The organism is Pseudomonas sp. 18175 (genome assembly GCF_050432925.1).
Taxonomy (GTDB): domain Bacteria; phylum Pseudomonadota; class Gammaproteobacteria; order Pseudomonadales; family Pseudomonadaceae; genus Aquipseudomonas.
Genome location: NZ_JBKFTO010000011.1, coordinates 222,167 through 233,410, shown reverse-complemented (window position 1 = coordinate 233,410; position 11,244 = coordinate 222,167). Strand labels below are relative to the sequence as shown.

The window sequence follows — 11,244 nt, the reverse complement described above, 5'->3', positions numbered from 1 at the left end:
TGAACTCGCTGGAATAGGACTTTCGCATCATCTGCACACCTCGGGTTTGGGCGCCATCATAGCGCCCTATTGATGTGTCCAAATTCATTAGGCCAGTTCAAGCCCCCTCCCACATTGGACCGCATTTTTTCTGAAGGAATACGGTCAACTGTGGGAGGGGGCTTGCCCCCGATAGCGGCCTAAAGGCCTACACAGCTTCCCGATAGGGATTCCTGGGATCCTGCGTCCAATTCAAAAACGGCTTGCCCGTATCCATCGGCACCATCTCGATACAGTCCGCCACCGGGCAGGTGATCTGGCACAGGTTACAGCCCACGCACTCATCATCGATCACCTCGTATTTGTGCGTGCCATCTGCCTGTTTCAAACTCGCAATCGCCTGGTGGGACGTATCCTCACACGCAATATGGCAACGTCCACAACCAATGCAGGCTTCCTGATCGATCTTGGCGATGACCTGATAGTTGATATCCAGGTACTTCCAGTCCGTGGTATTGCCCACCGCGCGCCCGGAAAACTCCTGCAAGCTTTTGTAGCCTTGGCTGTCCATCCACCGTGACAGCCCGTCCTTCATCTCTTCCACAATGCGAAACCCATGCAACATCGCCGCCGTGCATACCTGCACCGCGCCGCAGCCCAGGGCGACGAACTCGGCCGCATCACGCCAGTTGCCGATACCGCCGATGCCGCAGATCGGCAGGCCTTGGGTCTGCGGGTCACGGGCAATCTCGGCCACCATGTTCAGCGCAATCGGCTTGACCGCCGAGCCGCAGTAACCGCCGTGGGTGCTTTGGGTGCCCACCACGGGTAGGGCGACCATGCGTTCCAGGTCCACGCTGGTGATGGAGTTGATGGTGTTGATCAGCGACACCGCGTCCGCGCCGCCGCGATACGCCGCGCGCGCTGCCACGCGGATGTCGGTGATATTCGGCGTGAGCTTGACGATCACCGGCAACGAGCAGTACGTCTTGCACCAACGCGTCACCTGTTCCACGTACTCCGGCACCTGGCCCACCGCCGCGCCCATGCCGCGCTCGGGCATGCCGTGGGGGCAGCCGAAGTTCAGCTCGATGCCGTCGCAACCGGTGGCTTCTACCAGGGGCAGGATGTTTTTCCAGGACTCCTCCACGCAAGGCACCATCAGCGACACGATCAGCGCACGGTCCGGCCAGTCCTTTTTGACCTGGGTGATTTCCTGCAGGTTGATCTCCAGGGAACGGTCGGTGATCAGCTCGATGTTGTTGATGCCCAGCACTTCGCGGTTGGCGCCGTAGTGGGCCGAGTAGCGTGACGACACGTTGACCGCCGCTGGGTCTTCACCGAGAGTTTTCCACACCACGCCGCCCCAGCCTGCTTCAAAGGCGCGCACCACGTTATAGGCCTTGTCGGTGGGCGGCGCAGAGGCCAGCCAGAAGGGGTTGGGGGCTTTGATACCGGCAAATACAATCGAGAGATCGGCCATTACGCAGCCTCCACATTCAGCATGAGTTGGGTGTGCATGGCTTCGGCGGCCAGCTTGCCGTGTTGCACCGCCTGTACGGTGAGGTCCTGGCCGAGGCTGACGCAGTCGCCGCCGGCATATACGCCGGGGATGCTGGTGCGCAGGTGCTCATCGACAAAGATCCGCTCGCCGACGCGGTGCAGTTGTTGCGCCAACGGATCATGCAGCGCCTCGCTGTCGAAGCCTTGGCCGATGGCTTTGAAGATCGCATCGGCGGCCAGTTCGAAGGTTTCGCCGGTGGGGTGCAGGCGGCCGTTCTCCATGTGCGTGCGCAGGAAGCGCATGCCGCGTACATGGCCTTGGTCATCCAGCAGCACTGCTTCGGGCTGGGCCCATGTGAGCAGACGCACCTGGTTGGCCTTGGCGATGTCTTGTTCATGGTGGGTGGCGCCCATGTCCGCCAGGCCGCGACGGTACACAAGGTTCACATCCCGGGCACCCAGGCGGGCCATTTGCACCGCCATGTCGATAGCGGTGTTACCGGCGCCGAGCACGATGCAGCGGTCGGCCAGCGGTAGCTGAGTGAGGTCGTCGGCCTGGCGCAGTTCGCGGATGTAGTCGGTGGCGGCGAGCAGGCCGGGGGCGTCCTCATGGGGCAGGCCCAGTTGTTTGCTGGCGGCGAGGCCAAGGCCGAGGAACACTGCGTCGAACTGTTGGTGCAGCTCGCTCAGGGTGAGGTTGTCCCCCAGGCGCTGGCCGTGGCGGATCTCGATGCCGCCGATTTGCAGGAGGAAATCCAGTTCCTTCTGGGCAAAATCATCCACCAGTTTGTACTTGGCAATCCCGTATTCATTCAGGCCGCCGGCTTTTTCCCGGGCTTCGAAAATCACCACGTCATGGCCGTGCAACGCACTGCGATGGGCGCAGGCCAAACCGGCAGGCCCGGCACCGACCACGGCGATGCGTTTGCCGGTGGCGGCGGCCCGCTGGAAGGGGTGTTCGCTGAAGTGAGCGTTGTCCACCGCATAGCGCTGCAACAGGCCGATCAGCACCGGCGCGCATTCTTCGGCGTTGTTGCGCACGCAGGCTTGCTGGCACAGGATTTCGGTCGGGCACACTCGTGCACAACTGCCGCCGAGGATATTGGCCGAGAGGATTTTTTGCGCGGCGCCTTGCACGTTGTCGGTGTGGATATTGCGGATGAACGATGGGATGTCGATCTCGCTGGGGCACGCGTTCACGCATGGCGCGTCGTAGCAATACAGACAGCGTGAGGCTTCCAGTTGGGCCTGGCGGGCGTTGAGGGGCGGTGCCAGGTCGGTGAAGTGGCTGGCAAGGGTTGTTCCATCCTCGTGGGGATGGGGGAGGTGGGTCAGGGTCTGGATCACGGGTTTGGCCTCACGGTTATTGAGGTGCTGCCTCTGATGGGCATTGGTTTTTGTGTTGCTTGTACTGGCCTCTTCGCGAGCAAGCCCGCTCCCACATTTGGAATGTGTTCACAAATCGAAATGTGGGAGGGGGCTTGCTCCCGAAGGCGGCTTCAGCGGTTCACAGCCACTGGCTTGGAACGCTCAGCCCGCTTGCTCAACTGCTCAAACACCGGCGGATACGCCGGCCGCTCCACGTACCGCCCCGCCCCGCGTTCAGCGCGCAGGTCGCCATCGGCCCAGACCAACTTGCCCTGGCTGATGGTGTGGCTCGGCACGCCGCGTACGGTCTTGCCTTCGAAGATGTTGAAGTCGACTTGCTGGTGGTGGGTCTTGGCGGAAATGGTCCGCGTACCCTCGGGGTCCCACAGCACCAGGTCGGCATCGGCGCCGACGCGGATCGCGCCTTTGCGGGGGTAGAGGTTGAAGATCTTCGCGGTGTTGGTGGAGGTCAGCGCGACAAATTCCTGCATCGACAGGCGCCCGCTGTTGACCCCTTCGTCCCACAACACGGCCATGCGGTCTTCGATACCGGCGGTGCCGTTGGGGATCTTGCTGAAATCATCACGGCCCGCGGCTTTTTGCTCGGCGCAGAAGCAGCAGTGGTCGGTGGCGGTGGTGTGCAGGTTGCCCGATTGCAGGCCGTGCCACAGAGCCTCTTGATGCCCGCGCGGGCGAAACGGCGGGCTCATCACGTAGCCGGCGGCGGTTTGCCAGTCGGGGTGTTGGTAAACGCTGTCGTCCAGCAGCAGGTGGCCGGCGAGGACTTCGCCATACACCGGCTGGCCCTTGCTGCGGGCATAGGTGATTTCGTCGAGGGCTTCTTTGGTCGAGACGTGCACCAGGTACAGCGGCGTGCCGATGGTTTCGGCGATACGGATCGCGCGGCTGGCGGCTTCGCCTTCCACCTGGGACGGCCGCGACAGCGGATGCGCTTCCGGCCCGGTGATGCCCTGGGCCATCAGCTTGCGTTGCAGGTGGTACACCAATTCGCCGTTTTCTGCATGCACGGTGGGCACCGCGCCCAGTTCCAGGCAGCGCTCGAAGCTGGCCACCAGGGTGTCGTCGGCGGCCATGATCGCATTCTTGTAAGCCATGAAATGCTTGAAGCTGTTGATGCCGTGGTGGCTGACCAGTTCGGCCATTTCCTCGCGCACCTGTTCGCTCCACCAGGTGATCGCCACATGGAAACCGTAGTCGGATGCGGATTTTTCCGCCCAGCCGCGCCACTGGTGAAAGGCTTCGAGCAAGGATTGCTGCGGGTTGGGGATCACAAAGTCGATGATCGAGGTGGTGCCCCCCGCCAGACCCGCCGCCGTGCCACTGAAAAAGTCTTCGCTGGCCACGGTGCCCATGAAGGGCAATTGCATATGGGTATGGGGGTCGATGCCGCCGGGCATCAAGTATTGACCGCTGCCGTCGAGTATTTCAGTGCCGGCGGGAATATCCAGATTCGTACCAATAGCCCGAATTAGACCGCCTGCGCATAAAACATCGGCGCGGTAACTTTCATCATGGGTAATAACGGTGGCGCCACGGATCAACAGCGACATGTCGAGTTCCTCACAGGCTTGACCGGCTTGTGCCAGTTCTAAGTGTTGTAATGCTGCTTACCGATGATCGGTTAATTCCTGTCATCGGTGACAGGAATAGAAACTAGCCCGAGTTTTTCGATTGGGCAAGAAGATTTTTTATAAGCTTATATCGTGTTTAATTACTTGATTTATAAAGATAAAAATCCTAATTCACCAAAATGTAGCGGGCTCTCACCATTTTGACGCACTTGACAGGTTCTCGAATTGAGCAACATTTCTTATTGCAAATCAGACGTTTGAGACGTGCCTCTTGACGGGGCCGGTAAATAAAAATAATTGTGTTGCACCAGATTGAGTCCTGACAGTTCGGGCAACTTCCACCCGGTTTAGCCTGAGCCGTGTGAGCAGTACCGAAGGATGAATCGGAAAGCTGAATAACATCAGCCAGTTATATAAGCGGTGCGGGTTCAAGGGCGGTTGTCGGCACGATTATTGAGTGCAGTGGCGGCTGGCCGGGCCCGTGATGTCATGTTGTTTACGAGGTACTCCGGCCATCCAGCGCAACGTGTTGGATGAGCAACAATAATTCGAAAAAAACCGTGGAGCGGCCATGCAACAGAACAGATCGCAAGTCATAGAACGCAACGGCCTGTACGAACTCGACGCCGGCCCCGACGTCCTCGACAGCCCGCGCTACAACCACGACATGGCACCGACCAAGGTGCACGAACGAACCTGGAACAAGTGGCACATCACCGCGCTGTGGGTCGGCATGTCGATCTGCGTGCCCACCTACACGTTGGGCGGGGTGCTGACCGCGTACTTCGGGTTGTCGGTGGGGGAGGCGCTGATGGCCATCCTGCTGGCCAATATCGTGGTGTTGATCCCGCTGACCCTTAACGCGTTTCCCGGTACCAAGTACGGCATTCCGTTTCCGGTATTGCTGCGTTCGTCGTTCGGAATCCTCGGTTCCAACGTGCCCTGTTTGATTCGGGCGCTGGTGGCGTGCGGCTGGTTTGGGATCCAGACCATGTTTGGCGGGTTGGCGATCCACCTGTTCCTGGGCTCGATTTTCGAGGGGTGGAAATCCCTGGGCGGCACCGGTGAAGTGATTGGCTTTATGGTGTTCTGGTGCTTGAACCTGTGGGTGGTGCTGCGCGGCGCCGAATCGATCAAGCGCCTGGAAACCCTGTCGGCGCCGCTGCTGGTGGCGGTGGGCATAGGCCTGCTGGTGTGGGCGATGCCCAATGTGTCCATCAGCGAATTGATGGCGATCCCGCCCAAGCGTCCCGAAGGCGCGAGCCTCACCGGTTACTTCATGGCTGGCCTGACGGCGATGGTGGGGTTCTGGGCCACGTTGTCCCTGAACATTCCTGACTTTAGTCGTTACGCCAAAAGCCAGAAGGACCAGATATTGGGGCAGATTTTCGGCCTGCCGCTGACCATGTTCCTGTTCGCTGCCCTCGGCGTAATCATGACCGCTGCCTCGGTAAAACTGGTGGGTGTGAGCGTGTCCGACCCGGTGACGCTGATCGGGCATATCCAGAGCCCGGTGTGGGTGGCCATTGCGATGCTGCTGATCATCATCGCCACCTTGTCCACCAACACGGCGGCGAACATTGTGTCGCCCACCAACGACTTCCAGAACATCGCGCCGAAGCTGATCAACCGCACCACCGCCGTGATCCTCACCGGGTTGGTGGGGTTGGCGTTGATGGGCCATGAGCTGCTGAAAAAACTTGGGCTAATCGTTTCCGATGTGAGCCTGGAGACGGTGTATTCCAACTGGTTGCTGGGCTACTCAAGCCTGCTGGGGCCGATTGCCGGGATCATGGTGGTGGACTACTTCATCACCCGCAAACAGCAACTGGACTTGGCCGGACTGTACCGCGACGACGTGTACCCGGCGTGGAACTGGAGTGGGTTTATCGCGTTTGGCGTGCCGGTGGTGCTGACGTTGTTGTCGCTGGGCAGTGACGCGTTCAGTTGGTTCTACAGCTATGGCTGGTTTACCGGTTCGGCGTTGGGTGGGTTGTTGTATTACGGCCTGAATGCCAAGCGTGGCATCAGCCCGGNGACGCGTTCAGTTGGTTCTACAGCTATGGCTGGTTTACCGGTTCGGCGTTGGGTGGGTTGTTGTATTACGGCCTGAATGCCAAGCGTGGCATCAGCCCGGTCGCGGTTAAAAGTTGAAATGCAATCCAAATGTGGGAGCGGGCTTGCTCGCGAAGGCGGACTTCCAGGCAATAATCTTGGTGACTGACACACCGCTTTCGCGAGCAAGCCCGCTCCCACATTTGGACCCGGTTCCGCCAGTTGAATCATAAGAAATACAGCCTGAGGAGATCCCCCATGAACGCTGCGCTCGACGTTCTGCAATCCACCCATCAGCACATCAACCGCGACCGTTTGTGGCAGTCCCTGATGGACTTGGCCCAACTCGGCGCCACGCCGAAGGGCGGCGTATGTCGCCTGGCCCTCACCGATCTGGACCGCAAGGCCCGCGACCTGTTTGTGCAGTGGTGCGAAGCGGCCGGCTGCACCGTCACCGTCGACGGCATCGGCAACATCTTCGCCCGTCGCCCCGGCCGTAACCCCAACTTGCCGCCGGTGATGACCGGCAGCCATATCGACACCCAACCCACCGGCGGCAAGTTCGACGGCTGCTTTGGCGTGCTGGCCGGGGTGGAGGTGCTGCGCACCCTCAACGACCTGAACGTGGAAACCGAAGCACCGTTGGAAGTGGTGGTGTGGACCAACGAAGAAGGCTCGCGCTTCCCGCCGTGCATGATGGGTTCGGGGGTGTTTGCCAACAAATTCAGCTTGGCGGACACCTTGGCCAAGGTGGATGCCGATGGCGTGTCGGTCGGTGAAGCGTTAAACGCCATCGGCTATGCCGGAACCCGTGCGGAAAGCGGGCACAAGGTTGGCGCGTATTTCGAAGCCCATATCGAACAAGGCCCGATTCTGGAGGACGAGAAAAAAACCATCGGCGTGGTGCTCGGCGCACTCGGCCAGAAGTGGTTCGACCTGAAGCTGCGCGGCGTCGAAGCCCATGCGGGGCCTACGCCGATGCACCTGCGCAAGGACGCCCTGGTGGGCGCAGCAGCGGTGGTAGCGGCGGTAAACGCGGCGGCGCTGGGCCATCAACCCCATGCCTGCGGCACGGTGGGATGCCTGCAAGCCTATCCGGGGTCGCGCAACGTTATCCCCGGCGAAGTGCGCATGACCCTGGATTTCCGTCACCTGGAACCGGCACGGTTGGACTCGATGATCGCCCAGGTACGTAAAGTGATCGATGAGACCTGCGCCAAGCATGGATTAAGCTTTGAGATGGAGCCGACGGCGGACTTCCCACCGCTGTACTTCGACAAAGGCTGCGTGGATGCCGTGCGTGATGCGGCAAACGGTTTGGGCCTGTCGAACATGGACATCGTCAGCGGGGCAGGGCACGACGCGATCTTCGTCGCGGAGCTTGGCCCGGCGGGGATGATCTTTGTGCCGTGTGAGGGGGGCATCAGCCACAACGAAATCGAAAATGCCGCGCCGGATGATTTGGCGGCGGGGTGTGCGGTGTTGTTGAGGGCAATGGTTGCCGCGTCAGCCGCCATCGCCAACGGCAAACTCGCCGCCTGAAATGCAGTTCAAAACTGTGGGAGGGGGCTTGCTCCCACATTTGAACTGTGTTGGCAGTTAGATCCAGATGGCATCCCATAGCGGGTAGTCGCCAATTCGCTTCACCAGACCTGCCCTCAATGGATTAGCCACTACATACCTGGCCATCTTCACCAAATCATCCTCCTTGCGCAGCGCCCGGTCATGGAAACTTTCCTGCCAAAGCCGTCCCTTACGCCCGCTCGCGCCATTCACGGTCCGTGTACTCTTGGATTTCACCTGACACATCAAATCCGCCAACGAGCCCTTTTTCAACTCGATAATCCAATGAAAGTGGTCAGGCATGATCACCCACGCCAGCGAATTCGCGAGCCCTTGGTACTGAGCCACGCGAAACTGCCAAACCACCAGCCGAGCGAGGTAAAAGTTGCTAAAGATTGGCGTGCGTTCGTGAGTGTTGGTGGTGATGAGGTAGATGCGGTTGGGTTCGCTGAAACGCCCGATACGCAGGCGGCGTGACGCGGGTAGATCTGCCATTCCGTGGCCCTCTCAGGTGTGTGTTGAGAGGCTAGATTGGCGTGCAAAAAGATGATGGGTAGGCTTTTAGCAGGATGTGTCTGGCCGGCCGCCATCGGGAGCAAGCCCCCTACCACATTGGATCTGCGGTGTTTATACAATCTGTGTCTTGCGCAGAACCCATGTGGGAGGGGGCTTGCTCCCGATGAGGCATGAACGGGCGCCGCAGCTATTGAACCCTAACCTCAGGGCATTCATCCATCACTCGATCCACCATCAGTTGCACCCCCTCCAGCATTCGACAAATCCCCAGCACCACACCGCGCTGCGACCCCTCGACCTCAAAGGCCAGGTGCGCCGCAATGGCATTGATGGATTCCAGATCTTGGGAGGCATTGACCAGCAGGGTTTCGGTATCGAGGTTGGAGCGAAGGGTGAAGAGCAGGTTTGAGTCTGAAGGAGTGTTAGGACTGTCTTTGATCATGATGTAGCTCCTAGGGAAATTGGAGCCATCACCCGGTCTTTCTCACGGACATTGGGTGGCGGCTGCACGCGGGATGAGAAAACCAAACCCCTAGTTGCTTGGTCGCGCCGAAGCGTGCCCGCGCACAGCCACCATTACAGCAGGCACAGAAAAGCGCCTGCACTGTATAGGGTGGGCGCTTGTGCGCCTAGGGGATAAATCCGGATTTCTCACGTCCGGTCGCTGAATTGGCAGCGACCGGCAAAGACTAGTGACCGCAATTCCGACCAGCAACCCCAAAGAGTTGTAGGAAAAGACGTGCTCTGATGGCAGTCGTACAGATTGCGTCCTACGCCGTTGTGCGAACTTTCTTTTAATTATTACTTCACCCAAAAAACTGCATTTCCAATGCTAGGTTCCGCCGGGAAAACCTAATGCAAAGGAGGCATCCAATGGCAAACCCAACGCCACCACCCGGTGTGTCGCTTAACACGAATATGGCCATTGCCTTTCACAAAAAGAATGCACTGAAACCCGGCTCAGCGTTTATGTACTCTTGGTTTTATACTCAGGTCCGCAATCGTGGTCCTTGGGACTACAAGCAGATATCCAAAGAATATGAAGCCTTCGGCAACTTCCACTACGGCGCAGTAGGGATCGCTGCTGGCTTCAGTGAAGAAGTGTTGTTGCGCGCTGCCGGATTTGCACAAAGCAGGGCTGGTTCGGATGAACCCGAGTTTGGACATTGGTGGGGGAAGGCTCCCTTTGGGGATGATCCGGTCGACCAGTATTGGATCAAGGAAGGAATGAAATATGCCAGGTTCAGACACTACTAAAAAATCACTTTATTCAATAGTCACAACAATCCTGTTGACCTTGTGCCTAGCCTACATCGGCGGCACTTGGCTGCTTTCGCCGGGGCATGCGCAGTTGAGTGAGGTGGTACTTCGGGTTCCGATCAGCAGTGGCGCTTCAATTTATGGCATCAAGGATGACCGGGGTGGCGCTACGGTTCCATTCAGTTATCGGTATTACGTTTATCGGAACATAGACGCTGACAATGAAATTTTAGCTGCGCTGGAAAATGCCAATCCGTTTCTGGTTACCCGCGATCCATCTGCAAAGGTGGACGTGAGTGAGCAAGGTATTACCGTCGCTGTCACGGGTGATGTTTCTGAGTATCACAGCAATACGCTGTACCGACACGCTAATGGCAGTGATTACACCGCCGTGAGTGTTTTTCTTAATAGTCGGCCGGAGGAGTAAAACTAATGCTAACGGCTTATGGCCCAGCGACTGACGCACCACTGTTACCGGGTGTCCGCTTCCATCAACCGCTGCTCCAACAACGCATGACTGGCCAACATAAAATCCCGCAACCGCGCCGCCAGGCAGCCCAGCGTCTGGGTGCTGTAGTGCTGGTGGTTCCAGGCCGCGTGCAGGGTAATCCCGAGAAACTCACTGGTATTCCCGTCGACGCAGACCTTCGCGTGCCAACCGGGGTAGCCCGGTGGGTCGGTGACTACGCCGACGCCTCGGCCATTGGCGGCCAGGGCCTGGATGGTCATGGCCTGGTCGCATTCTTCGATTCTGCCGTAGGCCAACCCGGCGTGGGACATGGCCATGTCCAGTTCCTGGCGGGCGATGCTTTGGTTGCTGTGCAGTAGCAGGGGTTGGCGCACCAATTCTTCGAGGGTGACGACGGTCTTGCGCGCCAGGGCCCACGGGTGGTCGTGGCTGACATACGCGCGCAGCGGCACGGCGCCCAGGCGCATATGGGCAAAGTCTTCGCTCATATGGGTGGGCGAGATCACCATGTCGGTGCCGGAATGGAGCATTTCGTGCAGCTGGACCGGGCGTGCTTCCTGGGTGAGGATCAACGGGTCGTCGGCGTCGAGGGTGGTGATAAACGGCGCGATCAGCCCGGCGATGGTGGCGGGGGTGGCTGCCAATTTGAGTTTGCGCACGCAACCGGCCGACCAGCTATGGGCGGCGGATTTCACCGAGCGCGCCGTGTCGAGCAGGTGCCGCGCCAGGCCCACCAGTTCATGGCCGGCGGGGGTGAGTTGCAGGCGGTTGCGTTGGTGGGTGAACAACTGCAGGCCCAGTTCGGATTCCAGTGTCTGCACCTGCCGGCTCAGGGCCGGTTGGGCCACGTGCAACGCGGCCGCCGCCGCCGTCACGGTGCCGGCGTCGACAATGGCGAGGAAGCATTCGATTCGGCGTAGGTTCATGGGCGCACAATAC

Annotated in this window: 10 protein-coding genes; 4 read left to right on the top strand and 6 right to left on the bottom strand. The window is 59.5% G+C overall.

Going from position 1 to position 11,244, the window contains the following annotated elements:
- Positions 1 to 187: 187 nt before the first annotated feature.
- The 3 genes from preA to hydA form a co-directional block, all read right to left on the bottom strand.
- The gene (preA, locus tag ACLD1Y_RS17260; RefSeq protein ID WP_429479100.1) at positions 188 to 1,462 is read right to left on the bottom strand and encodes an NAD-dependent dihydropyrimidine dehydrogenase subunit PreA; all 1,275 of its coding nucleotides are present in this window, start codon (positions 1,460 to 1,462) and stop codon (positions 188 to 190) included.
- Positions 1,462 to 2,829, bottom strand: a complete 1,368-nt coding sequence (locus ACLD1Y_RS17255) for an NAD(P)-dependent oxidoreductase (RefSeq protein ID WP_429479099.1) — start codon at positions 2,827 to 2,829, stop codon at positions 1,462 to 1,464. The genes preA and ACLD1Y_RS17255 overlap by 1 nt, the downstream gene beginning before the upstream one ends.
- A gap of 152 nt (positions 2,830 to 2,981) precedes the next feature.
- Positions 2,982 to 4,421, bottom strand: coding sequence for a dihydropyrimidinase (gene hydA / locus ACLD1Y_RS17250; RefSeq protein WP_429479098.1), 1,440 nt, complete (start codon positions 4,419 to 4,421; stop codon positions 2,982 to 2,984).
- Positions 4,422 to 5,013: 592 nt separating this feature from the next.
- Here hydA and ACLD1Y_RS17245 point away from each other — a divergent pair.
- Together ACLD1Y_RS17245 and ACLD1Y_RS17240 are read left to right on the top strand one after the other, a co-directional pair.
- On the top strand, positions 5,014 to 6,555 hold the full coding sequence (locus ACLD1Y_RS17245; RefSeq protein ID WP_429479097.1) for an NCS1 family nucleobase:cation symporter-1: 1,542 nt from the start codon (positions 5,014 to 5,016) through the stop codon (positions 6,553 to 6,555).
- Between the two features lie 200 nt (positions 6,556 to 6,755).
- Positions 6,756 to 8,039 (top strand): Zn-dependent hydrolase, encoded by a 1,284-nt coding sequence (locus ACLD1Y_RS17240; protein WP_429479096.1) that lies wholly within the window; start codon positions 6,756 to 6,758, stop codon positions 8,037 to 8,039.
- A 57-nt stretch (positions 8,040 to 8,096) separates the two neighbouring features.
- Here the strand turns inward: ACLD1Y_RS17240 and ACLD1Y_RS17235 are convergent, their stop codons facing one another.
- Positions 8,097 to 8,555, bottom strand: a complete 459-nt coding sequence (locus ACLD1Y_RS17235; protein ID WP_429479095.1) for an REP-associated tyrosine transposase — start codon at positions 8,553 to 8,555, stop codon at positions 8,097 to 8,099.
- Between the two features lie 208 nt (positions 8,556 to 8,763).
- Positions 8,764 to 9,018: a DUF6124 family protein gene (locus tag ACLD1Y_RS17230; protein ID WP_429479094.1), complete on the bottom strand. Its 255-nt coding sequence runs from the start codon at positions 9,016 to 9,018 to the stop codon at positions 8,764 to 8,766.
- Between the two features lie 431 nt (positions 9,019 to 9,449).
- Here ACLD1Y_RS17230 and ACLD1Y_RS17225 point away from each other — a divergent pair, with 431 nt between their 5' ends.
- Positions 9,450 to 9,833 carry a polymorphic toxin type 44 domain-containing protein gene (locus tag ACLD1Y_RS17225; protein ID WP_429479093.1) on the top strand — a complete coding sequence of 128 codons (384 nt, stop codon included), beginning with the start codon at positions 9,450 to 9,452 and terminating at the stop codon, positions 9,831 to 9,833.
- Complete coding sequence (locus tag ACLD1Y_RS17220; protein WP_429479092.1) at positions 9,811 to 10,263, top strand: hypothetical protein; 453 nt, start codon at positions 9,811 to 9,813, stop codon at positions 10,261 to 10,263. The genes ACLD1Y_RS17225 and ACLD1Y_RS17220 overlap by 23 nt, the downstream gene beginning before the upstream one ends.
- Positions 10,264 to 10,307: 44 nt before the next feature.
- On the opposite strand, the gene ACLD1Y_RS17215 is transcribed toward ACLD1Y_RS17220, so the two are convergent.
- The gene (locus ACLD1Y_RS17215; RefSeq protein WP_429479091.1) at positions 10,308 to 11,231 is read right to left on the bottom strand and encodes a LysR family transcriptional regulator; all 924 of its coding nucleotides are present in this window, start codon (positions 11,229 to 11,231) and stop codon (positions 10,308 to 10,310) included.
- Between the last annotated feature and the right edge of the window lie 13 nt (positions 11,232 to 11,244).